The organism is Mycolicibacterium chlorophenolicum, from assembly GCF_001044235.1.
Taxonomy (GTDB): Bacteria; Actinomycetota; Actinomycetes; order Mycobacteriales; family Mycobacteriaceae; genus Mycobacterium; species Mycobacterium chlorophenolicum.
Genome location: NZ_JYNL01000020.1, coordinates 325,768 through 352,647, shown reverse-complemented (window position 1 = coordinate 352,647; position 26,880 = coordinate 325,768). Strand labels below are relative to the sequence as shown.

24 protein-coding genes and 1 pseudogene are annotated in these 26,880 nt (G+C 70.3%); 13 read left to right on the top strand and 12 right to left on the bottom strand.

All coding sequences use genetic code 11. The features are described from left to right. Positions 1–7 precede the first annotated feature (7 nt). Positions 8–673, bottom strand: a complete 666-nt coding sequence (locus MCHLDSM_RS09685; RefSeq protein ID WP_048469868.1) for a potassium channel family protein — start codon at positions 671–673, stop codon at positions 8–10. Next, positions 670–1,338, bottom strand: a complete 669-nt coding sequence (locus tag MCHLDSM_RS09680) for a potassium channel family protein (RefSeq protein WP_174545654.1) — start codon at positions 1,336–1,338, stop codon at positions 670–672. Before MCHLDSM_RS09680 ends, MCHLDSM_RS09685 begins: the two co-directional genes overlap by 4 nt. Before the next feature lie 111 nt (positions 1,339–1,449). On the opposite strand from MCHLDSM_RS09680, the gene MCHLDSM_RS09675 reads away from it, so the two are divergent. The 8 genes and pseudogenes from MCHLDSM_RS09675 to MCHLDSM_RS09645 all read left to right on the top strand — a co-directional run bounded on the left by MCHLDSM_RS09675 (position 1,450) and on the right by MCHLDSM_RS09645 (position 12,408). Next, entirely contained in the window at positions 1,450–3,453 is a 2,004-nt protein-coding gene (locus MCHLDSM_RS09675; protein WP_201780370.1) for an APC family permease, read from the top strand. Then, entirely contained in the window at positions 3,450–4,658 is a 1,209-nt protein-coding gene (locus tag MCHLDSM_RS09670) for a class I SAM-dependent RNA methyltransferase (protein ID WP_048469866.1), read from the top strand. The genes MCHLDSM_RS09675 and MCHLDSM_RS09670 overlap by 4 nt, the downstream gene beginning before the upstream one ends. 66 nt (positions 4,659–4,724) lie before the next feature. Further along, positions 4,725–6,053 (top strand): Na+/H+ antiporter NhaA, encoded by a 1,329-nt coding sequence (nhaA, locus tag MCHLDSM_RS09665; RefSeq protein ID WP_048469865.1) that lies wholly within the window; start codon positions 4,725–4,727, stop codon positions 6,051–6,053. Positions 6,054–6,075: 22 nt separating this feature from the next. Next, a complete protein-coding gene (dxs, locus tag MCHLDSM_RS09660) occupies positions 6,076–7,989 on the top strand; it encodes a 1-deoxy-D-xylulose-5-phosphate synthase (RefSeq protein ID WP_048469864.1) in 1,914 nt (637 codons plus the stop codon). A 22-nt stretch (positions 7,990–8,011) separates the two neighbouring features. Next, positions 8,012–8,965 (top strand): annotated as a pseudogene (locus MCHLDSM_RS09655) (lipase family protein); the annotation flags it as partial. Position 8,966: 1 nt separating this feature from the next. Further along, the coding region (locus MCHLDSM_RS39195; RefSeq protein ID WP_234713940.1) for an alpha/beta hydrolase family protein at positions 8,967–9,180 on the top strand (214 nt) is incomplete at its 5' end. Positions 9,181–9,317: 137 nt separating this feature from the next. Further along, positions 9,318–11,480: a thiamine pyrophosphate-dependent enzyme gene (locus tag MCHLDSM_RS09650; protein WP_048469863.1), complete on the top strand. Its 2,163-nt coding sequence runs from the start codon at positions 9,318–9,320 to the stop codon at positions 11,478–11,480. A 22-nt stretch (positions 11,481–11,502) separates the two neighbouring features. Next, the gene (locus MCHLDSM_RS09645; RefSeq protein WP_048469862.1) at positions 11,503–12,408 is read left to right on the top strand and encodes an alpha/beta fold hydrolase; all 906 of its coding nucleotides are present in this window, start codon (positions 11,503–11,505) and stop codon (positions 12,406–12,408) included. Here MCHLDSM_RS09645 and MCHLDSM_RS09640 read toward each other — a convergent pair. Both MCHLDSM_RS09640 and MCHLDSM_RS09635 read right to left on the bottom strand, forming a co-directional pair. Then, on the bottom strand, positions 12,392–13,666 hold the full coding sequence (locus MCHLDSM_RS09640) for an HRDC domain-containing protein (RefSeq protein WP_048469861.1): 1,275 nt from the start codon (positions 13,664–13,666) through the stop codon (positions 12,392–12,394). The two genes, MCHLDSM_RS09645 and MCHLDSM_RS09640, sit on opposite strands and share 17 nt — an antisense overlap. A gap of 4 nt (positions 13,667–13,670) precedes the next feature. After that, entirely contained in the window at positions 13,671–14,207 is a 537-nt protein-coding gene (locus MCHLDSM_RS09635; protein WP_234713954.1) for a DUF3000 domain-containing protein, read from the bottom strand. A 130-nt stretch (positions 14,208–14,337) separates the two neighbouring features. Between MCHLDSM_RS09635 and hemE the strand changes: the two genes are divergently transcribed. The 4 genes from hemE to MCHLDSM_RS34970 all read left to right on the top strand — a co-directional run bounded on the left by hemE (position 14,338) and on the right by MCHLDSM_RS34970 (position 19,443). Continuing rightward, the gene (gene hemE / locus MCHLDSM_RS09630) at positions 14,338–15,402 is read left to right on the top strand and encodes a uroporphyrinogen decarboxylase (RefSeq protein ID WP_048469859.1); all 1,065 of its coding nucleotides are present in this window, start codon (positions 14,338–14,340) and stop codon (positions 15,400–15,402) included. Next, positions 15,399–16,754: a protoporphyrinogen oxidase gene (locus tag MCHLDSM_RS09625; protein WP_048469858.1), complete on the top strand. Its 1,356-nt coding sequence runs from the start codon at positions 15,399–15,401 to the stop codon at positions 16,752–16,754. The genes hemE and MCHLDSM_RS09625 overlap by 4 nt, the downstream gene beginning before the upstream one ends. Positions 16,755–16,758: 4 nt before the next feature. Further along, positions 16,759–17,463 (top strand): hydrogen peroxide-dependent heme synthase, encoded by a 705-nt coding sequence (gene hemQ / locus MCHLDSM_RS09620; protein ID WP_048469857.1) that lies wholly within the window; start codon positions 16,759–16,761, stop codon positions 17,461–17,463. 183 nt (positions 17,464–17,646) lie between these two features. After that, positions 17,647–19,443: an EAL domain-containing protein gene (locus MCHLDSM_RS34970; RefSeq protein WP_131722621.1), complete on the top strand. Its 1,797-nt coding sequence runs from the start codon at positions 17,647–17,649 to the stop codon at positions 19,441–19,443. Here the strand turns inward: MCHLDSM_RS34970 and msrB are convergent. Genes msrB through MCHLDSM_RS09595 form a run of 4 tightly spaced genes read right to left on the bottom strand, consistent with a single transcriptional unit; the run spans position 19,403 to position 23,487 of the window. After that, the gene (gene msrB / locus MCHLDSM_RS09610; protein WP_048469856.1) at positions 19,403–19,813 is read right to left on the bottom strand and encodes a peptide-methionine (R)-S-oxide reductase MsrB; all 411 of its coding nucleotides are present in this window, start codon (positions 19,811–19,813) and stop codon (positions 19,403–19,405) included. The genes MCHLDSM_RS34970 and msrB overlap by 41 nt on opposite strands. Beyond that, the gene (gene aftC, locus MCHLDSM_RS09605) at positions 19,810–21,087 is read right to left on the bottom strand and encodes an arabinofuranan 3-O-arabinosyltransferase (RefSeq protein WP_048469855.1); all 1,278 of its coding nucleotides are present in this window, start codon (positions 21,085–21,087) and stop codon (positions 19,810–19,812) included. Before aftC ends, msrB begins: the two co-directional genes overlap by 4 nt. Positions 21,088–21,124: 37 nt before the next feature. Then, on the bottom strand, positions 21,125–22,681 hold the full coding sequence (locus MCHLDSM_RS09600; protein ID WP_048470261.1) for an alpha/beta fold hydrolase: 1,557 nt from the start codon (positions 22,679–22,681) through the stop codon (positions 21,125–21,127). Between the two features lie 17 nt (positions 22,682–22,698). Continuing rightward, positions 22,699–23,487 (bottom strand): pyrimidine reductase family protein, encoded by a 789-nt coding sequence (locus MCHLDSM_RS09595; protein WP_048469854.1) that lies wholly within the window; start codon positions 23,485–23,487, stop codon positions 22,699–22,701. Between the two features lie 34 nt (positions 23,488–23,521). On the opposite strand from MCHLDSM_RS09595, the gene zapE reads away from it, so the two are divergent. Next, on the top strand, positions 23,522–24,580 hold the full coding sequence (gene zapE / locus MCHLDSM_RS09590; RefSeq protein ID WP_048469853.1) for a cell division protein ZapE: 1,059 nt from the start codon (positions 23,522–23,524) through the stop codon (positions 24,578–24,580). Here the strand turns inward: zapE and MCHLDSM_RS09585 are convergent. The 4 genes from MCHLDSM_RS09585 to MCHLDSM_RS09570 all read right to left on the bottom strand — a co-directional run bounded on the left by MCHLDSM_RS09585 (position 24,556) and on the right by MCHLDSM_RS09570 (position 26,848). After that, on the bottom strand, positions 24,556–25,098 hold the full coding sequence (locus MCHLDSM_RS09585) for a GNAT family N-acetyltransferase (protein ID WP_048469852.1): 543 nt from the start codon (positions 25,096–25,098) through the stop codon (positions 24,556–24,558). The two genes, zapE and MCHLDSM_RS09585, sit on opposite strands and share 25 nt — an antisense overlap. Next, on the bottom strand, positions 25,083–25,577 hold the full coding sequence (locus MCHLDSM_RS09580) for a hypothetical protein (protein WP_048469851.1): 495 nt from the start codon (positions 25,575–25,577) through the stop codon (positions 25,083–25,085). The genes MCHLDSM_RS09585 and MCHLDSM_RS09580 overlap by 16 nt, the downstream gene beginning before the upstream one ends. 77 nt (positions 25,578–25,654) lie before the next feature. Then, positions 25,655–26,089, bottom strand: a complete 435-nt coding sequence (locus MCHLDSM_RS09575; protein WP_048469850.1) for a PPOX class F420-dependent oxidoreductase — start codon at positions 26,087–26,089, stop codon at positions 25,655–25,657. A 36-nt stretch (positions 26,090–26,125) separates the two neighbouring features. Then, the gene (locus MCHLDSM_RS09570; RefSeq protein ID WP_048469849.1) at positions 26,126–26,848 is read right to left on the bottom strand and encodes a Clp protease N-terminal domain-containing protein; all 723 of its coding nucleotides are present in this window, start codon (positions 26,846–26,848) and stop codon (positions 26,126–26,128) included. Positions 26,849–26,880 lie beyond the last annotated feature (32 nt).

The following is a 26,880-nucleotide window of genomic DNA, read 5'->3' as shown; positions in this document are numbered from 1 at the left end:
GGCGGCCTCAGCGCTGCTGCGGATGCAGCAGCAGTTCGCGCAGTTGGTCCTCCACCTCGGCGACGGCGACGAACAGCAACTCGTCGCCCCCCTCGAGCGGTTCGTCACGCTCGGGCACGATCACCCGGGGCCCGCGCAGAATCGTCACCAGCGTGGCGTCACGCGGCAACTCCAGCCGCTTGACGGGCTTGCCGCCCCACGGGGTGTCGTCGGGCAGCGTGATCTCGACGAGATTGGCCTGCCCCTTGCGGAACTCCATCAGCCGCACCAGATCCCCGACCGACACCGCCTCCTCGACCAGCGAGGCCAGCATGCGCGGAGTGGACACCGCGACGTCGACACCCCACGCCTCGTCGAACAGCCACTCGTTGCGCGGATCGTTGACGCGGGCCACCACGCGGGGCACCGCGAACTCGGTCTTCGACAGCAGGCTGAGCACGACGTTGGCCTTGTCGTCGCCGGTCGCGGCGATCACGACGTCGAACTCGTGGAGCCCGACCGACTCCAGCAGGCTCAACTCGCAGGCGTCGCCGAGGCGCCAGTGCGCCGCGGGGATCGCCTCGACGTCGATGTGCTCGGGGTTGCGTTCCAGCAGCGTGACGTCGTGCGACTCCACCAGTTCGCGGGCGATGGACCGGCCGACGGCGCCGGCCCCGGCGATGGCGACTTTCACTCCGCCTCCTCGCTCGGCGGCAGCGCCGCAATGGCCAGCGCTTCGGCGATGTGCCCTGAGATCGCCGCCAGGTACACCTGATCTCCGGCCTGGATCACGGTTTTCGCGTCGGGCAGCAGACCGGCGCCGAATCGGATGATGAACGCGGCCCGGCCCGATGTGGCGGCTTCCAGATCGGTCAGGCGGCGGCCCACCCAATTCTCGTGCAGGGCGAGCTCGGCGACGCCGACGTTGCCGGAAGGGTCGCGCCACTTGGTGGTCTCGGTCTCACGGATCAGCACGTTGAGCAGCCGATCGGTGGTCCACGGCACCGTCGCCACCGTCGGGATGCCCAGCCGCTCGTAGACCGCGGCGCGCTTGGCGTCGTAGATGCGCGCGACCACGCGCTGCACGCCGAAGGTCTCCCGCGCCACCCGCGCGGAGATGATGTTGGAGTTGTCGCCCGAGGACACCGCCGCGAACGCCGCCGCGCCCTCGATTCCCGCCCGGATCAGCACGTCGCGGTCGAACCCCATGCCCAGCACGCGTTCGCCGGAGAACTCGGGGGACAGCCGGTGGAAGGCCGTCGCGTCGCGGTCGATGACGGCGACGTCGTGGCCGATCCGGGCCAGACTGTCGGACAGGGAGGCGCCCACCCGGCCGCATCCCATCACCACTACACGCACCTGGGGTGTCCTTTCCGGCGGGGCCGAACGCGGCGGTCTGGCACCTACCGCCACGGAGTGCTCAGGGGAACGCTACAGCTTTGCAGCGTCCGGTGACCGTCGGGCTTACCCTTGGCACTCGTGTCCAAGCTTTCGACGGCCGCGCGGCGGCTCGTACTGGGCCGGCCGTTCCGCAGCGACAAGCTGGCGCACACCCTGTTGCCCAAGCGGATCGCGCTTCCGGTCTTCGCCTCCGACGCGCTGTCCTCCGTCGCGTACGCCCCCGAGGAGATCTTCCTGGTGCTGTCGGTCGCGGGCCTGTCCGCGTACTCGTTGGCGCCGTGGATCGGTCTGGTGGTCGCCGCGGTGATGATGATCGTGATCGCGAGCTACCGGCAGAACGTGCACGCCTACCCGTCCGGCGGCGGCGACTACGAGGTGGTGACGACCAACCTGGGCCCCACCGCGGGGCTGACGGTCGCCAGCGCGCTGCTGGTCGACTACGTGCTGACCGTCGCGGTGTCGATGTCCTCGGCGATGTCGAACATCGGCTCGGCGATCCCGTTCGTCGACCAGCACAAGGTGTGGTTCGCGATCGCGGCGATCACGATCCTGGCATCGCTGAACCTGCGCGGCATCCGCGAATCGGGGACCGCCTTCGCGATTCCCACCTACGCCTTCATGATCGGCATGTACATCATGCTGGCCTGGGGGTTCTTCCAGATCTACGTGCTGGGTCACCATCTGCGCGCCGAATCGGCCGGTTTCGAGATGCATTCCGAGCACGGCGACGTCCTGGGCTTCGCGCTGGTGTTCCTCATTGCCCGCGCGTTCTCGTCGGGCAGCGCGGCACTGACCGGGGTGGAGGCGATCAGCAACGGGGTGCCCGCGTTCCAGAAACCCAAGTCGCGCAATGCCGCGACCACCCTGCTGCTGCTGGGTGTCATCGCGATCACGCTGTTCATGGGCATCATCATGCTGGCCAAGGCGACCGGGGCGCAGATCGCCGAGCGACCGCTCGAACAGCTCGGCGGGGCCCCGCCGGACTATCAGCAGAAGACGCTGGTGGCCCAGCTCGCCGACGCGGTGTTCCACGACTTCCCGATCGGGCTGTACCTGATCACCGGCGTCACCGCGCTCATCCTGGTGCTGGCCGCCAACACCGCGTTCAACGGGTTCCCGGTGCTGGGTTCGATTCTGGCGCAAGACCGTTACCTGCCGCGCCAGCTGCACACCCGGGGTGACCGGCTCGCGTTCTCCAACGGCATCCTGTTCCTGGCGTTCGGTGCGGTCGCGTTCATCGTGGCGTTCCAGGCTCAGGTGACCGCGCTGATCCAGCTCTACATCGTCGGGGTGTTCGTGTCCTTCACGCTCAGCCAGATCGGCATGGTGCGGCACTGGACGCGGTTGCTGCGCACCGAAACCGACGGTCCGGCGAGGGCCCGGATGATGCGGTCCCGGGTGATCAACACCATCGGCTTCCTGTGCACCGGCACCGTGCTGATCATCGTGGTGCTCACCAAGTTCCTGGTGGGTGCCTGGATCGCGATCCTGGCGATGGGCGCATTGTTCGTCATCATGAAGTTGATCCACAAGCACTATGCATCGGTCAGCCGGGAGCTCGAGGCCCGCGCCGCCGAGACCGTGGACATCGTGCTGCCCAGCCGCAACCACGCGGTCGTACTGGTGTCCAACGTCCACCTGCCCACCCTGCGGGCGCTGGCCTATGCGCGGGCCACCCGGCCCGACGTGCTGGAGGCGATCACGGTCAGCGTCGACGACGCCGAGACTCGCGAACTGGTGCACAAGTGGGAGGCCAGTGACATCAGCGTGCCGCTCAAGGTGATCGCCTCGCCGTATCGCGAGATCACCCGGCCGGTGCTCGAGTACGTCAAACGGGTCAGCAAGGATTCACCGCGCACGGTGGTGACGGTGTTCATCCCCGAGTACGTCGTCGGCCACTGGTGGGAGCAGGTGCTGCACAACCAGAGCGCGCTGCGCTTGAAGGGCCGGCTGCTGTTCGAGCCCAACGTCATGGTGACCTCGGTGCCCTGGCAGCTGTCCTCGTCGGAGCGGCTGAAGAAACTCGCGCCGCAGTCCGCACCCGGCGACGCGCGCAAGGGGTTCCTGGATTGAGCGATGAGCGGCCGGACGAACTGATCCTGACCACCGGGGCCGCCGCCAACGGCGGCAGCTGCGTGGCCCGCCACGACGGCCGGGTGGTGTTCGTGCGCTACGCCCTGCCGGGGGAGACGGTGCGGGCGCGGGTGGTGCGCAGCGCGGCGGCGCGCGAAAAGTACTGGAACGCCGAGGTGCTCGAGGTGCTCGAACCGTCGCCCGACCGCGTCGAGCCGTGGTGCCCGATCGCCGGGGTGGACGGTGCAGGGTGTTGCGACCTCGCGTTCGCCGAACCTGCCGCGGCACGCCGGCTCAAGGGCGCCGTGGTCGCCAATCAGCTTGCGCGGCTGGGTAATTACCACTGGCGCGCCGAGGAGGACGCGACCGCCGAGGCGGTGGGGGAGACCGGCCACACCGGGTGGCGGACGCGGGTGCGTCTCGACGTCTCCGCGGACGGGCGGGCCGGGTTCCACCGGTATCACAGCGCCGAACTGGTGCACCGGCTCGATTGCGCGCAGCTGCCCGCCGGCATGCTGGCCGACGTCGCGCAACGGTCGTGGCCCTCCGATGCGGCCGTGCACGTGGCGATCGACGCCGAGGGCGGGCGCCACGTGGTGGTCGCGGGCCGGGGCCGGCGGACCGAGGTGGTCGAGGGGGACTACGACACCGTGCAGCGGGTCGCCGGGCGGACGTGGCGGGTGCCGGTGACGGCGTTCTGGCAGGCCCACCGGGACGCCCCGGAGCTCTACAGCGCTTTGGTGAGCGAGTGGGCGCAGCTCGAACCGGGTATGACCGCGTGGGACCTCTACGGCGGTGCGGGCGTGTTCGCGGCGGCGCTGGCGGGCGCGGTCGGGGAGACCGGACAGGTGCTCAGCGTCGACACCTCACGCGGCGCCTCGCGGGCGGCGCGCACCGCGCTGGCCGATCTGGACACCGTCTCGGTGGTCACCGATTCGGTGCGCCGGGCGCTGGAGCGCACCTCGACGCGGGCCGACGTCGCGGTGCTCGATCCGCCCCGCACCGGCGCGGGGCGCGACGTGATCGATCAGCTGGCCGCCGCCGAGGTGCCGCGCATCGTTCACATCGGTTGCGAGGCAGCATCTTTCGCGCGCGACATCGGCCTGTACCGGGAACGCGGCTATCAGGTCGAGCAGCTGCGGGTGTTCGACTCGTTCCCGCTGACCCACCACGTCGAGTGCGTGGCGGCGCTCACCCGGGGCTAAGGTGAGCGCAGGTGTGCCGGGAAGTCTGGTCGGCGACGATTCGTTGACGTCAACCGAAGGTGAACCGTGACTTCTCCTCCCCGCCGCGTGCGCCGCGCACTGCTGTCCCGTGGCACCTGGACCGAGACCAGCCGCGTCGCCGAGATCCTGCGCAAGGAGACCGTCGGTGGCGTCATCCTGCTGTTCGCCGCGGCGGCGGCGTTGGTGTGGGCCAATTCGCCGTGGCGGGACACCTATTTCGCGCTGCGCGATCTCGAGGTGGGTGGGCACCCGTTCGGACTGCACCTGAGCCTCACGGTCGGCGACTGGGCCGCCGACGGTCTGCTGGCCGTCTTCTTCTTCGTCGTCGGGCTGGAACTCAAACGCGAGTTCGTCGCCGGCGACCTGCGCGACCCGGCGCGCGCGGCGCTGCCGATCGCGGCCGCCGTCGGCGGCATGGTGGTCCCCGCGGCGATCTTCGTCGCCGTCACCGCCGGCGCCGGAGGCGGGGCGCTGCGCGGCTGGGCCATCCCGACGGCCACCGACATCGCGTTCGCCGTCGCCGTGCTCGCGGTGATCTCGACCCATCTGCCGTCGGCGCTGCGCACCTTCCTGCTGACCCTGGCCGTCGTCGACGATCTGCTGGCGGTGACCGTGATCGCGGTGTTCTACACCGACGAGATCGACGTAACCGCGCTGGCGGCCGTGCTGCTGCCGCTCGGACTGTTCGCGCTGTGCGTGCAGCGCCGGATCCGCTCCTGGTGGCTGCTGCTCCCGCTGGCGGGAGCCACGTGGGTGCTGATGCACGAGTCGGGGGTGCACGCCACGGTGGCCGGTGTCCTGCTCGGGTTCACGGTGCCGGTGCTGCGCAGCGAGGCCGCGGGAGGGCCGGACGCCGGACCCGGCCTGGCCCAGCACTTCGAGCACCGGCTGCGCCCGATCTCGGCCGGGTTCGCCATCCCGGTGTTCGCGTTCTTCGCCGCGGGCGTGAGCTTCGGGGGCCTCGACGGCCTGGCCCGCGCGCTGAGCCACCCGATCACCCTCGGCATCATCGCGGGCCTCGTCGCCGGCAAGCCGATCGGGATCTTCCTCACCACCCGGGTGCTCGCGGCGCTGACCCGGGCCCGCCTGGACTCCTCGCTGCGCTGGATCGACGTGCTCGGGGTGTCCATGCTCGCCGGCATCGGTTTCACCGTGTCCCTGCTGATCGGTGATCTGGCCTACGGATCGGGCTCCGAAAGTGACGAATTGGTGAAAGTCGGCGTGTTGACCGGATCACTGTTGGCGGCCTGTTTCGCGGCTGTGCTGCTGCTCAGCAGAAACGCCGCCTACCGGCGCATTCACCGCGAAGAGACCCTCGATGCCGACCACGACGGGGTGCCCGATGTGTACCAGTCTCGACAGGACCGGCCATGAGGTCCGTGCGTAGACTGATCTGATGCTTGAACAGATCCGCGGTCCCGCTGATCTGCAGCACCTGTCGCAGTCACAGGTGGACGCACTGGCCCGTGAAATCCGTGACTTCCTGATCCACAAGGTCGCGGCGACCGGCGGGCATCTGGGACCCAACCTCGGTGTCGTCGAACTGACGTTGGCGCTGCACCGCGTCTTCGACTCCCCGCACGATCCGATCCTGTTCGACACCGGCCACCAGGCCTACGTGCACAAGATGCTGACGGGCCGGTGCCAGGACTTCGAGACGCTGCGCAAGAAGGACGGCCTGTCGGGCTACCCGTCGCGCGAAGAGAGCGAGCACGACTGGGTCGAGTCCAGCCACGCCAGCTCGTCGCTGTCCTACGCCGACGGTCTGGCCAAGGCGTTCGAACTCAGCGGACACCGCAACCGCCACGTCGTGGCGGTGGTCGGTGACGGCGCGCTCACCGGCGGGATGTGCTGGGAGGCGTTGAACAACATCGCGGCCTCCAAGCGGCCGATCGTGATCGTCGTCAACGACAACGGTCGCAGCTACGCCCCGACCATCGGCGGCTTCGCCGAGCACCTGGCGGGCCTGCGGCTGCAGCCCGGCTACGAGCGTGTACTCGAGGAGGGCCGCAAGGCGGTGCGCGGCCTGCCCGTCATCGGCGAGTTCTGCTACCAGTGCATGCACAGCGTGAAGGCCGGCATCAAGGACGCGTTGTCGCCCCAGGTGATGTTCACCGACCTCGGCCTGAAATACGTCGGCCCGATCGACGGGCACGACGAGCACGCGGTGGAGAGTGCGCTGCGGCACGCGCGGGCGTTCAACGCGCCCGTCGTGGTGCACGTCGTCACCCACAAGGGCATGGGCTACGCGCCCGCGGAGAACGACGTGGACGAGCAGATGCACGCCTGCGGGGTCATCGACCCCGAGACCGGCCTGGCCACCACCGTGCCCGGGCCCGGCTGGACGTCGACCTTCTCCGAGGCGCTGGTCCAGCAGGGAGCCAAGCGCCGTGACGTCGTGGCGATCACCGCCGCGATGCCCGGCCCGACCGGGCTCAGTGCGTTCCGCGATCGCTTCCCGGACCGGTTCTTCGACGTCGGCATCGCCGAGCAGCACGCGATCACCTCGGCCGCCGGCCTGGCGATGGGCGGGATGCATCCCGTGGTCGCCGTGTACTCCACGTTCCTCAACCGCGCGTTCGACCAGGTGATGATGGACGTGGCGCTGCACAAGCTGCCGGTGACGATCGTGCTCGACCGGTCGGGCGTCACCGGCCCGGACGGCGCCAGCCACAACGGCATGTGGGATCTGTCGATCCTCGGTGTGGTGCCGGGCATGCGTGTCGCGGCGCCGCGCGACGGTGCCCGCCTGCGGGAGGAGCTGGCCGAGGCGCTCGACGTCAACGACGGTCCGACCGCCATCCGCTTCCCCAAAGGCGATGTCGGAGAAGACATCTCGGCGATCGAACGACGTGACGGGGTGGATGTGCTGGCGCTGCCGGCCGACGGCCTGTCCGACGACGTCCTCGTCATCGCGGTCGGACCGTTCGCCGCGATGGCGCTCGCGATCGCCGAGCGACTGCGTAACCAGGGCATCGGCGTGACCGTCGTGGACCCGCGCTGGGTGCTGCCCGTGCCCGAGGTGCTGCACAGCCTGGCCGCGCGGCACAAGCTCGTCGTCACCCTGGAGGACAACGGTGTGCACGGCGGTGTCGGTTCGGCGGTCTCGACCTCGCTGCGGGGTGCAGAGATCGACGTCCCCTGCCGCGACGCCGCGCTCCCGCAGGAGTTCTTCGCCCACGCATCGCGCGGCGAGGTGCTCACCTCCGTCGGTCTGACCGAGCGCAACATCGCCCGTCAGATCACCGGGTGGGTGGCCGCGCTGGGCGCAGGCGCCGCCGAGAAGGAAGTCAGCAACCAGCTCGACTGAGCACGCTGCGTAGGGTGGGGGCGTGAGAAGCTCTGCCCGCCTTGCCTTCCTGATCGTTGCCCTGCTGCTGGCGGGTCTGCTCGCCGGCCCAGGCGTCGCGACGGCGGCCTCGCCCCAGTGGTCGGGACTGGATGCGCGCGACTACGACGGACCCATTCCCGCGCCGGGCGGCCTGATCTCGGTGACCGACCTGGACCCCGGGCTGTCGGTCACCGGTGCGGCCCGCGCGTACCGCATCCTGTACGCGACGGTCGACCAGCACGGCCGGCCGGCGGTCAGCACCGCCGCGGTGTTCACCCCCAAGACCCCTGCGCCCGAAGGCGGTTGGCCGGTGGTGGCCTGGGCGCACGGCACCGTGGGCCTCGGCGACGACTGCACACCGTCGGCGCGCCCGCGCAGCGCGCGTGACGACGAGTACCTCAGCCACTGGCTCGACCAGGGGTACGCCGTGGTGGGCAGCGACTACGCCGGGCTCGGCACGCCCGGGCTGATGAGTTATCTCAACAGCGAGACCACCGCCCACGGCGTCGTCGACTCGGTGCTCGCGGCCCACCGGATGGGACTGCCGCTGGCGCCGCAGTGGGCGGTGGTCGGGCAGTCACAGGGCGGGGGAGCAGCGGTCGCCACCGCACGGTGGGCAACCGATTTCAGCGCCGGCTCCGACGTGGACTATCGCGGGGTGGTCGCCACCGGTACGCCGGCCACCATCGCGGGACTGGTCACGCAGGCCGGGCCGGACATGGCCGTCCCGCCGGATCTGGCGCCGGTGGCGAACGCCTACACGGCCTACATCCTCGCGTCGCTGCGCGACGCGCGACCGGAGCTGAACGTGGACCGGGTCCTGACGCCCGCCGGTCGCGACGCCGCGCGGGCCGCCGAAACGCTCTGCCTCAGCGAGCTTTCCACCCTGCTGTCGGGGATGGCGCCGCCGCAGTTCTTCGCCGACAGCAGGGTGGAAAGCTCGCTGAGGCAGAGCNGTTGCCGGCGACCGGCTACGACCGGCCGATGCTGCTCGGTGTCGGGTTGCGCGACACCGACGTGCCGCCGATCATGTCCGAGCGCTTCTTCGATCAGCTGGTGGCCAACGGCCAACCCGCCACGTTGAAGGTCTACCCCGAGGAGGACCACAGCGGCACGGTGCTGGCCTCGCTGCCCGACTCGACGCCGTTCCTGGCGCAGCAGTTGCGGTGACGCGGGGGTGGTCGGTACCGCCACGGACATTCCGGAGTCGGTACCGACCTCTGAGGACACCGGTGAGAGGCATACTCGGATGATCGGGCAGGCCCTCACGGGCATCGCCGCGTTCCGCTGAGCGCTAGGGAGTCGCCGTGGCCGAACCCATCGACGAGTACTTCACCGCGACACTGTCGGGGCCGGCTGCCCCGAGTGCCGCGAACGCCGACGTGCTGCAGGGCTTTTCAGCGCAACGGTGCCTCGACGTGTTCGATGCGCAGCTCGGGAGCAGGCATCTCGACCTCGCCGCCCGCTGGCTGCGGTCGAAGGGCAAGGGCTTCTACACGATCGGTTCGTCCGGTCACGAGAGCAACGCCGCTGTCGCGGCGGCATTGCGCCCGACCGACCCAGCGCTGTTGCACTACCGTTCCGGCGGCTTCTTCCTGGCCCGCGCCCATCAGGTGGACGGCAGCGAGGCCCTCCGCGACGTCCTTCTCGGGATGGTCGCCGCGATCGACGAGCCCATCTCCGGGGGCCGGCACAAGGTGTTCGGCCGTCACGATCTGCACGTCATACCGCAGACCTCGACCATCGCCTCACACCTGCCGCGGGCGCTCGGCGTGGCGTTCTCGATCGCGCGGTCACGCAAGCTGGGGGTCGAATGTCCCTGGCCCGCTGACGCTCTCGCGGTGTGCAGTTTCGGGGATGCGTCTGCCAATCATTCGACGGCGGTCGGCGCCATCAACGCCGCCATGCACACCTCCTACCAAGGCATTCCGCTCCCGCTGCTGTTCGTGTGCGAGGACAACGGAATCGGGATCAGTGTCAAGACACCGCAGGGATGGATCGCCCGGACCTACCAAGGCCGTGCCGATCTGCGCTACTTCACCGCCGACGGAACGGATATCTGCGAGGTGCTGACCGTTGCCGGACAGGCCGCGGACTATGTGCGTGAGCAGCGCCGGCCGGCGTTCCTGCACCTGCGCACCGTGCGGTTGATGGGCCACGCGGGATCGGATTACGAGCCCGGCTACCGCAAGGGTGACGAGATCGCGGCCGACTACTCACGCGATCCGGTGCTGTGCACCGCCCGCCTGCTCATCGAGGCGGGTGTGCTCAGCCCGCAGCAGGTGCTCGACGCCTATGAGCACAAGCGCTCCGAGGTGCAGTCGCTGGCCACGGAGGTGGCCGAGTTCGCCCAGCTGGACAGCGCCCACGCGGTGATGGCCCCGCTGCGCAGCGCCCTCGAAGACGCCGTCGCCGCGACACGCGACACCGCGGTAGACACCCCTCTATCCGACCCGACGCCGGTGACCGTCGCCCAGGCCATCAACCGTGCGCTGCTCGAGGTGCTCAGCACCCGTCCCGGCGCGATGGTGTTCGGCGAGGACGTCGGCAGGAAGGGCGGCGTCTACGGGGTGACGCGCGGACTGCAGGCAGCCGCTGGTACGGCGCGGGTGTTCGACACACTGCTCGACGAGCAGTCGATTCTCGGACTGGCTCTCGGGGCGGGTGTGTCAGGGTTGCTGCCGATTCCGGAGATCCAGTACCTGGCCTACCTGCACAACGCGGCTGACCAGATCCGCGGGGAGGGCGCGACGCTGCAGTTCTTCTCGGATCGGCAGTACCGCAATCCGATGGTGGTGCGGATCGCGGGATACGGGTACCAGAAGGGCTTCGGCGGGCACTTCCACAACGACAACTCGATCACGGCGATCCGCGATCTCCCGGGAGTGGTGGTGGCCTCGCCGTCGCGACCCGACGATGCCGCCGGGATGCTGCGGTCGTGTGTCGCCGCTGCCGACGCCGCGGGCGTCGTGTGCCTGTTCCTCGAACCGATCGCGCTCTATCACACCCGTGATCTGTACGACGACGGCGACGACCTGTGGCTGGCGTCCGACCGCGGCGACACCGTGCCGATCGGCAGCACCCGCACCTACGGTGACGGACACGACCTGACCATTCTCACGTTCGGCAACGGGGTGCCGATGAGCCTGCGGGTGACGCGCCGCCTCGCCGACCAGGACATCTCGGCCCGAGTCGTGGATCTGCGGTGGCTGGCGCCGTTGCCTGTGGCCGACATCCTCGCAGAGGCCCACGCGACGGGCCGCGTCCTCGTCGTGGACGAGACGCGGGAGAGCGGCGGGGTGAGTGAGGGGATCGTCACCGCGCTGATCGACCGCGGATACCGGGGCGGGCTGGCTCGCGTCGCCAGTCACGACAGCTTCATTCCGCTCGGTGATGCCGCGCTGCAGGTCCTGTTGAGTGAGGACACCATCGAAGCCGCGGCGATCAAGCTCGTCGAGAGCCGTCGGTAGACAGCCTGATTAGGCTGCAGACGTGGACGCCGGACTCGCGCAGTGGAAAGCCCAGGGGCAGTACTTCGACTACCTCGGCTTCGACGTCTTCTACCGCTGCGAAGGTGAGGGCCCCGCGCTGCTGCTGGTGCACGGCTACCCGTTCAACAGCTACGACTGGGCCGCGATCTGGCCGGCACTGACGTCACGGTTCCGCGTCATCGCGCCCGACATGATGGGCATGGGGTTCTCGGCCAAGCCGCACGCCTACCGCTACACGGTCAGTGACCACGCCGACATGCACGAGGCCCTGCTGGCCGACCTCGGCGTGCGCTCGGCCCACGTGCTGGCCCACGACCTCGGCGATTCGGTGGCCCAGGAGTTGTTGGCGCGCAAGGTGTTCGGCGAGCAGGCCTACGGCGGCTGGGACATCGAGTCGATCACCTGGCTCAACGGCGGGTTGTTCACCGAGGCCTACACCCCGCGCCTGATGCAGAAGCTGATGTCGGGGACGCCGCTGGGCGACCTGATGAGCCCGCTGCAGGGCAGCGCCCTGTCGCGCCGCATCCTCGAGCCGACCATCAACGAGATGTTCGGTCCGAACACCAAACCGACGCGGGAGATGATGCAGACGTTCCACGAGATCCTCGAGTGGAACGACGGCAAGCGGGTGCTGCACCAGGTCGGGCGCTTCCTCGAGGACCGGCGGATCCACCGCAACCGGTGGGTGCGGGCCATGCGGGAGACCTCGGTGCCGATGCGGCTGATCGACGGGCCCGTCGACCCGAACTCCGGCGCGCACATGGCGCGCCGCTACACCGAGGTGGTTCCTGCGCCCGACGTCGTGATGCTCGCCGACGACATCGGGCACTGGCCGCAGATCGAAGCGCCCGAGGCGGTGCTCGAGCACTTCCTCGCGCACATCGAGCGCGTCACGGCGAGTCGGTAGGCTCCGCGGCGGTCAGTGCCGCGGTCAGCGCGGGCACCGTCAGCTCGCGCTGCCACTGCCGGGCGGTGGACGCGGCGAGGAACGCTTCGACCGCGCCGGCGGTGTCGTCCACCGCCACCCAGTCCCAGCACAGCCTTCGCACGGTGTCGGGGGAGAGCAGGTTCTCCGGCGGCACCGAAACCTGCTGTGCCAGTTCGTTGATCGCGGCGCGGGCAGCCTCCAGCCGGGCCGCCGCCTCGGGTTTGCGCCGGGCCCAGCGGGACGCCGGTGGCGGGCCGTTGGACGGTTCCTGGGCCGACGGAGGTTCGGCGGTGCGCGCCCGTTGCAGCGCGTCGAGCCACACCTGCGCACTGCGCCGCTGCCGGGAACCGCCGAACACCGGCAGAGCCGTCAGCTTCTCGACGGTGTCGGGGTTGGCGGTGGCGGCGCTGATGATCGCGCTGTCGGGCAGGATGCGCCCCGGGGCGATGTCGCGGCGGCGGGCGATCTGATCTCGGGTGAGCCACAGCTCCCGCACCGCCGCCAGCGTGCGCGGATCGCGGACCTTGTGGATGCCGGACGTACGCCTCCAGCGGTCCCGTCGGGTGGGTGAGCTCTCCACGGTCCGCAGGTACTCGAATTCCTGCCGTGCCCACTCCGACTTGCCCTGCTCGTCGAGCAGGGCGTCGATCGCGTCGCGCAACTCGGTGAGCACCTCGACGTCCAGCGCGGCGTAGTTGAGCCATTCGTCGGGCAGCGGCCGCTTCGACCAGTCCGCCGCGCCGTGGCCCTTGGTCAGCTGAAAACCCAACAGCTGCTGCACCATCGAGGCCAGATTCACCCGGTCGAAGTTGGCCAGCCGTCCCGCCAGCTCGGTGTCGTACAGCGAGGGCGGCTGCATGCCGATCTCGGCCAGGCACGGCAGGTCCTGGTCGGCGGCGTGCAGCACCCACTCGTCCTCGGCGAGCACCTCGGCCAGCGGTGCGAGGACCTCGACCGCGTCGCCGCCGTGGCTCACCGGGTCGATCAGGACGGTGCCGGCCCCGGTGCGGCGGATCTGCACGAGGTAGGCGCGGTTGGAGTAGCGGAACCCCGACGCGCGCTCGGCGTCGACCGCGAACGGGCCGGTGCCCGAGGCGAGAAAGTCTGCGGCCCTGCTGATCTCACTGCGGCTGACAGCGACCTCCGGCACGCCCTCGCGGGGGGCCAGCAGCGGGACGGCGTCGGTGTCGGGTCCTTCGGCGTCGGAGTCCACGCCTGATGTGTCGGAATCGGTCATCGCGTCAGGCGCGGGTGCGCGAGCCCAGGTCGGTCACCCCGGCCGGCGGCAGTCCCGCAGCGTGCTCGAGCACCTCGCAGAAGGCTTCGACGTGCGGACCCAGGTCGAGTGTGGTCGCGGTCCAGGAGGCCCGCAGTTCCAGCTGGTGCGCGCGCGGCGGCCCGGAGATGTCCCCGTAGCGCACCGACGTGGTCGCGGTGACGGTGCCGCCCAGCGCGGTGAGGTGCTCGGAGCGCTCGGTGAGCGCGTCCACCAGCCAGCTCCAGGCCACCTCGGGCAGCAGCGGATCGACCGCCTCGGTGGAATCCAGGTCGGCCTGGATGTAGGCGACCAGCCGCATGGTGCCGTCCCACGCGTCGGCGCCCTCGGGATCATGCAGCAGGATCAGCCGGCCGAAGGCGTCCCCTTCGGAGCGCTCGGGGACGACCGCCGCCTCGGCATGCTTGACCTCGGCGCCCAGCGCGTAGCTGTAGGGCGCGAGGCGCTGCGGGGGCCGGATCGGCCCCAGCTCGATCTCCGGTCGCACGGTGGTGGCATTCATCGCCGCCACCGCTTCACGGAATTGAGCCGGTTCGGCGGTGGTCACGCCGAAAGACGCTAGCCCATTTCCACAGGTCTGTGCTCATGGCGCGCCGAATCGGGGGTCAGCGGGCATGGCAGCATAGGGATCGATGAACACGCGCCGCGAGCTGCCCGAATCGCCCTACCTGGCTGCCGTCGCCGGCCGCAAGCCCACCCGGATCCCGGTGTGGATGATGCGGCAGGCCGGGCGGTCGCTGCCCGAGTACCGGGCGCTGCGGGCCAAGAACACGATGATGCAGGCGTGCTTCGACGCGGACCTGATCACGGAGATCACGCTGCAGCCCGTGCGCCGACACGACGTGGACGCGGCGATCCTGTTCTCCGACATCGTCGTGCCGCTGCGGGCGGCCGGCATCGCGCTGGACATCGTGCCCGATGTCGGGCCGGTCATCGAGCATCCGATCCGCACGCTCGCCGATGTCGGGGCCGTCGCGGCCCTGGATCCGCAGCAGGTCGCCCCGGTCGCCGCCGCGATCGGGCAACTGGTGGGCGAACTGGGCGACGTACCGCTCATCGGTTTCGCCGGGGCGCCGTTCACCCTGGCGTCGTATCTGGTCGAGGGCGGCCCGAGCCGCAACCACGAGCACACCAAGGCGATGATGCTCGGCGCGACCGACACGTGGAACGCGCTGATGACCGCGCTCACGGAGGTGACGATCGCGTTCCTGCGCACCCAGATCGAGGCCGGCGTCGACGCCATCCAGGTCTTCGACTCCTGGGCCGGCACCTTGTCGCTGGCCGACTACCGCACCTATGTGCTGCCGCACAGCGTTCGGGTGTTCACCGCGCTCGCCGGGCACGGGGTGCCGATGACGCACTTCGGGGTGGGCACGGCCGAACTGCTCGGCGCGATGTCGGAAGCCGTGGCGGGCCACGGTGTGCCGGCGGTGGTCGGCGTGGACTGGCGCACCTCGCTCACCGACGCCGCGGGCCGGGTGCAGCGGGGAACCGCCCTGCAGGGCAACCTGGATCCGGTGGTGCTGCTCGCCGGCCGGCCGGTGGTCGAGCGTGCGGTGCGCGCGGTGGTCGAGGACGGCAGGCGGGCCGTCGACGCCGGCGCCGTCGGGCATGTGTTCAACCTCGGCCACGGCGTGCTGCCCGCCACTGATCCCGACGTCATCACCGAGGCGGTGGCTCTGGTGCACGAGCTGTGAGCGCGCCCAGGGGCGCCCGCTATTGCGTTGTGGGCGGGGGTATCTCGGGTCTGGTGGCCGCGTACCGGTTGCGGGTCGCGGCCGGCCCGGATGCGTCCATCACGCTGCTGGACCCGGCCGACCGGCTTGGCGGGGTGCTGCGCACCGAACGGATCGGCGGGCAGCCGCTCGACGTGGGCGCCGAGGCGTTCGTCACCCGCAGGCCCGAGGTCCCCGCGCTGCTGGGGGAGTTGGGGTTGTCGGGCAGACAGCTCACGACGACCGGGGCCCGGCCGTTGATCTACAGCGAGGGCCGCACGCATCCGCTGCCCAAGGACACCGTCAACGGCATTCCGTCGCGGCCCACTGCGCTCACCGGTCTGGTCGACGACGCGACGATCCGATGGATGCTCGACGAGCCTCGGCGCCCGCTGGCCTGGAGTCCGGGCGCCGACCCGACGGTCGCCGACCTGGTCGGCGACCGCTTCGGCGAACAGGTGGTGACCCGCTCGGTGGATCCGCTGCTGGCCGGTGTCTACTCCGGATCGGCGGCGACGATCGGGCTGCGCTCGGCCGCGCCGACGATCGCCACCGCGCTGGACCGCGGCGCCCGCAGCCTGACCGAGGCGGTCTGCACCGCGCTGCCGCCGCCGCAGCCCGGGTCGGTGTTCGGCGCGATCGACGGCGGCTACGCGGTGCTGATCGACGAACTGGTCCGCCGTTCGGGGCTGACCTGGGCGCAGGTGGCGGTCGCGGGCGTGCGCGCCGCCGCGCAGGGCTGGGAGGTCGTCGACGACGAGGGCGCACGCTGGCCTGCCGACGCGGTGGTGCTCGCGGTCCCGGCGCCCCGGCTCGCCGCGCTGGTCGCCGATGTCGCCCCGCGGACCGCCGCGGCGGCGCGCCGCATCCGCGTCGCGTCGGCGGCGGTGGTGGCGCTGGCCCTGCCCGGGGGCACCCCCTTGCCCGAGCAGTCCGGGGTCCTGGTCGCGGGCCCCGGCCGGCTGCACGCCAAGGCGGTCACCCTGTCGTCGCGCAAATGGGGGCGGCGCGGCTCGTGCGAGATGGTGCGCCTGTCCTTCGGCCGGTTCGGTGACGACGTGGCCCGGCGCGCGGGCGACGAGGAGTTGCTGACCTGGTCCGAGCAGGACCTGGCGACGCTGTTCGGGGTCGCCGTCACACCGGAGGACAGCCGCGTGGTGCGCTGGCTCGACGCGATGCCGCAGTACGGTCCCGGGCACGCCGAGCTCGTCGCCGACCTGCGCGCCGGCCTGCCGGCAGGATTGGCCGTCGCCGGCGCCTACCTCGACGGCATCGGGGTGCCCGCGTGCGTGGCAGCCGCGACCCGGGCGGTCGCGGCCATCGTGGCACGATAGAGCCATGGCCAAGCTCGACTTCGACGCGATCAACTCCACCATCCGCTACCTGATGTTCTCGGTGTTCGCGGTCAAGCCCGGGGTGCTGGCCGACGGTGACGATGCGCGGGCCGCGATCGTCGACGAGACCGCGACATTCCTCAAGCATCAGGAGGACAACGGCGTCGTCGTGCGGGGGCTCTACGACGTGGCCGGGATGCGCGCCGACGCCGACTTCATGATCTGGACGCACGCCGAGACCATCGAGGCCCTGCAGGCCACCTACGCCGATTTCCGCCGCACCACCACGCTGGGCCGTGCGTCGACCCCGGTGTGGAGCAATGTGGCGCTGCACCGTCCCGCCGAGTTCAACAAGAGCCACGTCCCGGCGTTCCTCGCGGGCGAGGAGCCCGGCGCCTACATCTGCGTGTATCCGTTCGTGCGCTCGCTCGAGTGGTACCTGCTGCCCGACGACGAGCGCCGCCGGATGCTCGCCGAGCACGGCATGGCCGCGCGCGGCTACAAGGACGTTCGGGCCAACACCGTGCCGGCGTTCGCGCTCGGCGACTACGAGTGGCTGCTGGCGTTCGAGGCCCCGGAACTGCACCGGATCGTGGATCTGATGCGGGACCTGCGCGCCACCGATGCGCGCCGGCACGTGCGCGAGGAGACGCCGTTCTTCACCGGACCCCGGGTGTCGGTGGAAAAGCTCGTGAACGCACTGCCCTGATGGTTTGCTGAAAGACGGCTTTCGCGGTCGATATTGATGCTGCTGCAAATACTTCATCGACGAGGAAGCTGCAGTTCAAGGGTCCAAAGACTCTATCTCGAAAGCAATAGTTAGTCGCAGCAAACAACCTGCGGCCCCCATGATCTGGTACCGCGTGTATAGCGAGGTTGCTAGGATCCCCCGGTGCCGTTCCTCAGGGGGGTGGCGGCGGGTGCTGTGATCGTCGGTGCCGGGTATGGCGCCTGGTTGATCGGCGGTTGGGGCGGCCCGGCCCTCATCCGTGTTCTCGACGACGTCGGGCTCGTGCTCTTCGCGCTCGGCGCGGCGGCCTGTGCCGCCCGCGCGGCGTTCGTCCTGTCCGGCCGGGACCGCGCCGCCTGGGCCTTCCTCGCCGCCGGTACGGCCGGCTGGGCCGCGGGTGAGGCGATGTGGAGTTACTACGACCTGGTGGTCGGCGAGGCGCCGTTCCCCTCATGGGCGGACGCCGGCTACCTGACGTTCCTCGCCGGTGCCGGCATGTGTCTGATCCTGATGCTCACCGCTGCGCCGACTGGCACCCAACTGCGGGTGTTGCTGGACGGGCTGATCGTCGCGGCGGCGATCTTCGGCGCCGCCTGGGTGACGTGGCTGCAGACGGTGTACGCGGCCCAGGGCGGCGATGTGGTGTCGGTCGCGATGTCGCTGGTCTACCCGGTCGTCGACATCGCACTGATCACCGTCGCCGCGCTCATGTGCCTGCGCGCCGCGCCGTCCCGGCGCGCGCACCTGGCCCTGATGACCGCCGGGCTGGTCGCGATCGCGGCCTCCGACACCGCATTCGCCTATCTGACCGCCACGGACGGTTACACCGACCACCACGAGATCGCCATCGGCTGGGCGTGGGGTCTGGTTTTGCTCGGCGTCGCCGCGCTGTCCGCCACCCGCGGAACCTCCGTCGACGCCGCGTCGCGGACCACGGCAGTGTCGCGGTGGCTGCCCTATGTGCCGGTGCTGCTGTCGGCGGTGCTGTGCACCCCCGTCCTGATCGCGGGGCTCGGGCCGGTGTTCGTGGCCGTCGCGGTGATCGTGGTGGCCGTGGTGATCCGGCAGGTGATGATCCTGGGCGAGAATCGCCGGCTGCGCGCCGGAGCCGCCGAGGCGCTGCCCGTCGCCCCGGCCATGCTCGACGAACTCCGGGACGCGATCGACCACTCGGGACTGAGCGTGGTGTACCAACCGCAGTTCGACCTGTACTCCGGGCGGATCGTCGGGATGGAGGCGCTGATCCGGTGGCCGCACCCCTGTCATGGCCTGCTCGCACCCGACCAGTTCCTCCCGCTGGTCACCAAGCAGGCGCTGATGAGCTCACTGACCAGCGCCGTGCTCGACCTGGCGCTCGACGACGCCGCGACCTGGCACGCGGCGGGCTTTCGGCTGCCGGTGGCGGTCAACGTCTTCGCGCCGACGATCAGCGACCCGAAGCTCACCTCCGACATCACCGCGGGCCTGCGCCGGCGCGGGCTGCCGCCGGAGGCGCTGATCGTCGAGATCACCGAGGACCGGCTGCTCGCCGACATGCACGAAACCCGGTCGGCGTTGGACGCATTGCGCAAGAAAGGGATTCGCGTCGCGCTCGACGATTTCGGCAGCGGTTACTCGGCGCTGTGGTACCTGCGTGATCTGCCGGTCGACCAGCTCAAGCTCGATCGTGAGTTCATCGCCCCGATCCTGACGCATCAGACGTCGGCGACGATCGTGCGCTCGATGATCGGGATGGCGCACGCGCTGGGGATGACGCCGGTGGCCGAGGGGGTGGAGAGCGCCGAGATCGCGGCCCTGCTGCGCCAGTACGGCTGCCGGGTGGCGCAGGGCTTCTACTTCAGCCGGCCCCTGCCGGGACCGGACATGCTCGCACTGCTCGAAGCGCAGGGCCGAGACGACGCGGGGCTGCCGCAGGACGTCACTGTCCTGAGGGCACCAGACGCAGTGAAATCGAGTTGATGCAGTAGCGCTGGTCGGTCGGCGTCGGATAGCCCTCGCCCTCGAACACGTGCCCCAGATGGCTGTGGCAGTTCGCGCACAGCACCTCCACCCGACGCATGCCCAGCGAGTCGTCCGTGCGCAGGATCACCGCGTCGGAATCGGCGGGGTCGAAGAACGACGGCCAGCCGCAGTGCGACTCGAATTTCTCACTGCTGCGGAACAATTCGGCACCGCACGCCCTGCACTGGTAGACACCTTCGGTCGTGGTGTCGGTGTACTCGCCGGTGAACGGACGTTCGGTGCCCGCCCGGCGCAGCACCGCGAACTCCTCGGGGCTCAGGCGTTCGCGCCACTGGTCGTCGCTCAGCTCAAGTTTGGGACCCGTCATGGTGCCAGGCTACTCGGCGCCGCGGACTCGGGAGCGCGTCGAGGCAGCCACACCGGATCGATGCCCTCGTCGAGACGGCCGTCCGCCCGGGCGTCGAGGTAGCGGTACAGCAGCGTGGTGAAGACCACGATCACCATCAGCGACCAGCCGTAGGTGATCTTCAGATACTCCAGCGCGCGCCCGGTGCTCGGCAGCTGCCAGAGCAACCAGCGATCCATCGTCAGGAACCCGTAGACCGCCAGCCACGCCACCCAGCTGCGGATCACCGAGTTCGGCAGCACGACGGTCATCAGGAACGGAAACAGCGTGATCGAGTAGTAGCCCTGCCCCAGCGAGAGCACCAGCCACGAGGTGGTGAGCAGCACGCCGGAGGAGGTGAGCATCCAGAAGAACGGGTCGCGGGTGCGGTAGTAGCGGTAGAGCAGCCACAGGGCGGCGGCGCCGAGGACGGCGAAGGCCACCCGCAACGTGAGGATCAGCCACGTCGGCAGCCCGAAGTACAGGCCGTTGCCGAGGATCGAGCTGTTGAAGTAGTCGCGGGTGGAGAAGATGTAGGGCACCGTGCGGGTGACGAAGTTCATCGGGTCGGAGATCAGCGGCCAGGCGGCGACATTGAACACGACGGGCACCGCGATCGCGGTGACCAGCACCCGCCACTGACGGTTGAGCAGCGGGAGCAGCAGCAGCGGCGCCAGCAGCGGTTTGACCACCAGGGTCAGCCCGATGCTGACCCCGGCCCACCACTCGTGGCTGCGGTTGCCGTCCAGCAGCCACCGGAAGAACAACACCTCCAGCAGCAGCATGACGCCGTTGATGTTGCCGAACACCAGGGTGTTGGTGACGCTCTCGGTGCAGAACATCGCCAGCAGCAGCGCGGGCGCGGCGACCGAGGACAACGTGAAACCGAACAGCCGCAGCAGGAAGTAGCCGGCGAGGATGATCGCCACGGTGTTGAAGAAGATGAACCAGTTGCGCGACGCGACCTCGGGCAGGTAGCCGAACGGCGCCATGATCAGGGTGCCGCCGGGCGGATAGAGGTAGTGCGGATCGACGTAGTCGAAGTGCTCGTTGTAGATGTCCCAGCCGAACTTGAAGTTGATGACCGCGCGGTACACCGGCGCGAAATCGTCGGTGATGTAGCGGTTGAAGACCAGGACGTAGCTGCGGTGGATGATCGACAGGATCGCCAGCGGCCACAGGACCGAACGCAGAACCGACGCGGTGGTGGGCGGGCTGGTGCGGGGCCTGAACGCTTTCAGCACAAGATCACGCACGTCAGGCACCGTACCGTAGCGGCGCGGTGCCGGGCTGTCAGGCCGGGCAGTACGTGTCGGTGGCGGGCAGCTGGCCGCTGTCGAGGTAGGCGAGCACCGGCGGGAGCGCGCAGCGCGAGTAGATCGACGCGCCGTGGCCGATGCCCTGCCACATCACCCGCTTGTTGGTCGACCCCGCGTTGATCGCTGTCGCGGCGACGGCCGCCACGCCTTCGCCGCCCACGATCGGATCGTTCTGCACGCCGAGCAGCAGGGTCGGCGTCGTCAGCCCCTGAGGTTCCTTCGGGGCGGTGCCGCTGGGCCAGTTCAGGCACTTGACCATGTCGAGCGCGCCGACCGTGCCGAACTGCGGGTAACGCTTGCCCCACTCGACGACGAGCTCGCGGACCCGGTCGGGGGTGGGGCGGTTGAGCGCGTCGCTACAGGAGTTGACGAACTGTCCGTCGGTCTGGCGCAGTGTCTCCGCGGTGTTGATCAGGTTGTTGAGCCGGTTGGTGTCTCCGGAGTTCGCATCGGCGATCGCCTGGGCCAGCTCGTTGCCGGCGTCCACGCGGTTGCCCTGGGGGAACGCCAGCGCCGTGGAGATCGCGTCGGCGACCGCGGCGACCGACGCCCCGCCGGGGCCGTTGCCGGCGCGCGCCGCCGAGAGCAGGGCGTCGACGGCGCCCTTGGGGTCCGGGCCGAGCGGGCAGTTGGTCGCCAGGCACTGGGTGGCCCAGGCGTCGAGCGATGCCTGCTCGCCCCTGACCCGCTGCTCGGTGGCGGCCTCGGCCGCGATGCCCAGTGGCAGCGGGGAATCCAGCACCAGCCGAGCCACCTTGTTGGGGTGGGAACCGGCGTACGCCAGCGCCACCTGCGCCCCGTTGCCGACGCCGAGCAGCGCCAGCGCCGGCACGTCCCAGGTGGTGCGCAGCCGTTCGAGGTCCTCGGCGGCGTGGGAGTTGTCGTACGCCGAGTCGCCGGGGGCGATGGTGTCGGTGCAGCTCGTCGTCGCGGTCATGGTGACCGCCCCGAGGTTGGCGACCGGATCGTCGCCGGACTGGAACTGGGCCTGCTCGAACATCTCCTGCCGATCGAACACGTCGCGGCAGTCCAGAGCACCGGACATGCCGATGCCGCGACGGTCGACGGCGACGATCGGATGCTTGGCCAGCACGTCGCCGCCGGCGCGCGACAACCACGCCGGCAGCTGCACCGAAGACGGCAGGTCCGAACCGGTCGTCATCACCAGCGGACCCGCGTCGGCCGGGGTCTGGGCGGAGCGGGCGCGGACCACGCCGATGCTCACGCTGCCGGTCGCCCCGCTGATCGGATCGAGGTCGGCGTCGTAGCTCGCGCAGTCGAGCGTGACACCCGGCAGGGGATCCACCGCCGCCGCGCTGAACACCCGGGAGGTGCAGTCGCGCCACGACAGGTCGTTCTTCGGCGCCTCGATCCCCGGCGGACCGGCGGGCTTCTCACTGGTCTGGGTGGCGCCCTGCGGGCCCGCGCCGGAGTCGGTGGCGTAGCGCGGATTGGCGGCCAGGCCGGGGGAGCACGCGGAGAGGACCAGCGACACCGTCACCGCCACCACAGCCGGCACCGAACGAAACATGCCGACCACAGTACTGATCAGCGAGCGTCGGCCGCGGCAGCGCGCACGTAGCTCAGGAACAGGTAGCCGTCGTCGTCGGTCAGCGCGTGGCGCAGTCGCAGGGCCGTCCGGCCGTCCGCCTCGCCGGTGACGACGCGGCCCGCCGCGCCGCCGACCAGCACCGGCGAGACGCTCAGGCACAGCTCGTCGAGCAGGTCCTCGGCGATCAGCATGCCGAGGATGCCGGGGCCGCCCTCGGCGAGCACGCGGCGCAGGCCGCGCCCGGCCAGCACGTCGAGCACGCCGGCCAGATCGAGCGAGTCGGGGTCGCTGCCGGAGGCGTCGATCACCTCGGCGCGTGCGCCCAGCCGGTCGCGGGCGCCGGGCGCTGCGCCGGAACTGGTGAAGACCAGCGGGGGGACGTCGGTGCGGGTGAACAGCTTGGCGTCCGGATCCACCGAGCCCGATCGGGTGAGTATCGCGATCGGCGGGGTCTCGGCCTGACCGCGGTCCCGCCGTGCCGCGCGCTGCGCGGCGTCGAACGTCACCCCGGAGTAGTCCTCGACCCGTGCGGTGGCCGCGCCGACGAGCACCACGTCGGCGAGCTCGCGCAGCATGCCGAACAGTGCCTTGTCACCGGCGCCGCCGAGGCCGCCGGATTTACCGGCGCTCGTCGCGCCGCCGTCGGCCGACGCGATCATGTTGGCGCGCACCCAGCATCCGGAATCGGTGTCGGGGTAGGCGTACCGGTCGGCCAGCCCGGCCGCGTCGATCGCGCCGACACCACCGAGCACTGTGAACTGCGTCCCGTCGTGGTCTGCGGACATACGCAGAATCACAGCACGCCGTTAAGGTGCCTGCATGCAGGGGTCCAGCTTCAGCTCCAGCGACGTCGCGCATCTGACCGACCGGCGTCCCAGCGTCACGCCGGAACGGTTGGTCGCACAGCTGGTTCCGCCGCCGACGTTCGCCGACGTCAGCTTCGACACCTACCGGCCCGATCCGGCCGAGCCCACCCAGGCCGCGGCGGTGGAGGCCTGTCGCCGGTTCTGCGCGCAGGCGCTCGAGCGGCGGGCCGGGAAGAAGAAGCTGTTCGGCAAGCGGGAGGTGCTGCCCGGCGTCGGCATCTACCTCGACGGCGGTTTCGGGGTGGGCAAGACGCACCTGCTGGCCTCGTCGTACTACGAGGTCGGCGGCGACGACGTCAAGCGAGCGTTCGCCACGTTCGGGGAGCTGACCCAGCTGGCCGGGGTGTTCGGCTTCGTCGAATGCATCGACCTGCTCGCCGACTACGCACTGGTGTGCATCGACGAGTTCGAGCTCGACGACCCCGGCAACACCACGCTGATCTCCCGGCTGTTGTCGGCGCTCGTCGAGAAGGGCGTGTCGGTGGCGGCCACCTCCAACACGCTGCCCGAGCAGCTCGGCGAGGGCCGGTTCGCCGCGCAGGACTTCCTGCGCGAGATCAACACGCTCGCAGCGATGTTCACCACGGTGCGCATCGAGGGCCCGGACTACCGGCACCGTGGCCTGCCGCCCGCGCCGGAGCCGCTCAGCGACGACGAGGTGGCGCAGCGGGCAGCGGACGTGCCCGGCGCGACGCTCGACGACTTCGACGCGCTGTGCGCGCACCTGGCGACGATGCACCCGTCGCGCTACCTGACCCTGATCGAGGGCGTCTCCGAGGTGTTCCTGACCGGGGTGCATCCGCTCGACGATCAGAACGTCGCGCTGCGGCTGGTGTCGCTGACCGACCGGCTCTACGACGCCGGCATCCCGGTGGTCGCGTCCGGCGCCAAGCTCGACACGGTGTTCAGCGACGAGATGCTCGCGGGCGGGTTCCGCAAGAAGTACCTGAGGGCGACGTCGCGGCTGCTGGCGCTGACGGCCGCCGGTCAGACGGGGCGCGCCATCACGTAGTCGGCCTCGAGGTGGATGCCCAGCCGGAACGTCTTGGTGCCGGTGACGGTGAAACCGTGCTTGGTGTAAAAGCGTTGCGCGCGAACGTTTTTCTGGTTGACGCCGAGCCACACCGAGGCCGCCGCCCCGGCCTCGGCGTGCTGGAGGGCGGCGCTCATCAGGGCCGTCGACACTCCCGCACCGTGGGCGTCGGGCAGCACGTACATCTTCGACAGCTCCACCGCCGGCCGCAGGGTGACCGCGGCCGTCACATCCGGGTCGTCGGGCACGCCGCGAATCATCATGGCGTAACCGATGATTCGGTCATCTCGGGTGGCCGTCAGCACGGTCCGGTCCGGATCGTCGAGGTAGTCGCCGAATCGGGCCGGTGTGAGGTTCTCGGCGATGAACGCGGCGACGTCGGCCGGGGTACACGACGGGGGGCAGGCCAGCGGGAAGGTGCGGGCGGCGACGTCGGCGAGTTCGGCCAGCCGGGCGGCGTCGGCCGTACCGATCTGCAGGCTCAGGCCACGTTCCACTGGGCCAGTCGGACGCCGGTGACCCGGTCGATCAGGACGACGTTGGACACCAGGTCGCGGTAGCAGTCCCACCAGACGCCCCCGCTGAACGTCCGGCCCACCTGGGCGTTCTGCAGTCCGTACTGCAGCGCGTCGGGGGCGTCGCTGTTGCGGGGCTCGTAGGCGTCCCCGGTCGGGGTCACGCCGCGGAACCCGTAGGTGATGCCCATCGCGTACGGGGTGGGCAGTCGCACCGGGGTGATCGTGACGTCGGCGCGGTACACCTGGTAGCGCGGGGCGCGGGGCGGGTAGCCGAAGCCCGGCGGAACGTCCGACGGCGCGATGCCGGTGACCGCGACATCGGCGACCAGTCCCTTGAATTCGACGCGCAACGTCTCGCCGAGCCGACCGATCGGGATGACGGCGGCGCCGGCCGGGGGTGCGAGCACGCCGCCGAGCGTGGCGATGGTGGCGAGCAGGAAGACGAGCCAGCGCCGCATGTGTGGGGATCCCTCCGGGCCACGCTTATCGAGCAGGTCCTGGCATGATCGCACACCCGGCGATGCCGTCGGCGGAGTTATGGCGTCGAAGGCACCCAGGGTCCGACGCCGCCGACCTTGTCGATGCGGATCCGGGTCAGGTAACCCGGCGGCGCGTCCGTGGGAGGGAAGCCCGCGTCGGGCGCAGCGAGCGTCTGCGCCAGTTCGACGAGCAGCTCCGGCGCGCCGCCCTCGACGATGCGGGCCGTCCCGGTGATCGACAGGTACGACCGCATCACGGCGGTCGGGCCCTCGGGCGCGACGATCGTGACCGCCACCCGCGGGTCGCGGCGGACGTTGCGGACCTTCTTGTGTTCGGACAGATGCGCCACCACCAGTTCGTCGCCGTCCGGGGTGGACTGCAGCGCCACCCAGACCAGGCTCACCTGCGGGCTGCCGTCGGGGTTGAGGGTCACCAAGGTGGCGTCGGCGCCCCGGCCGATGAGGTCACGCGCAGCGGAGTTGAGTTCCATGTGGTGTGCGACCGCGCGACCGCCCGTTTCATTCCCTCACGGGTTGGTGAAGGGCTCCAGCGCAGCGCGGAGGTCGTTCTCGAAACGCCCGGCGTCGATTCCGAGCCGGTGCAGCACGCCGTCGTCGTCTTCCTCCTCGTGTAGCGCGAGCAGGAGGTGCTCGGTGCCGACGTAGTTGTGGCCCAGCCGCAGCGCGTGACGGAACGTCAGCTCGAGGGCCTTCTTGGCGCGCGCGTCGAACGGGATGAGCGCCGGCACATCCTCGGCCGGTGGCGGCAGGGTGACGGCAGCGGCGACGGCGGCGGCGTCCACGCCCTGGTCGGCGATCAGGCGGGCGGCCAGCCCGGTCGGGTCGGCGACAAGCCCGAGTACCAGGTGCTCCGGGCGGATCTCGGCGTTGCCCGCGGCGTGCGCGCGGTTCTGGGCCTCGACGATGACCGCACGGGCGCGCGGGGTGAACCGGCTGAACCCGGCGTCGGGGTCCAGCGCGGCCGCGTCGGTGGGCGTCCTGGGGACGAAACGTTTCTGTGCGGCCTGCTTGGTGACACCCATGCACTTGCCGATCTCGGTCCACGACGCCCCCGAGCGGCGCGCCTGGTCGACGAAGTGGCCGATCAGGTGGTCGGCCACCTCGCCGAGTGCTTCGGCGGCCAGCACGGCATCGGTCAGCTGGTCGAGGGGTTGATCGTGAACGCGTGTGATGACGTCGATGAGGTCGTCGAGGCGGACGGGGTGGCTGATCTTGGCAGCGTCGCTCATGCGTCAACCTTAGGTTGACGCATGGGGAATCG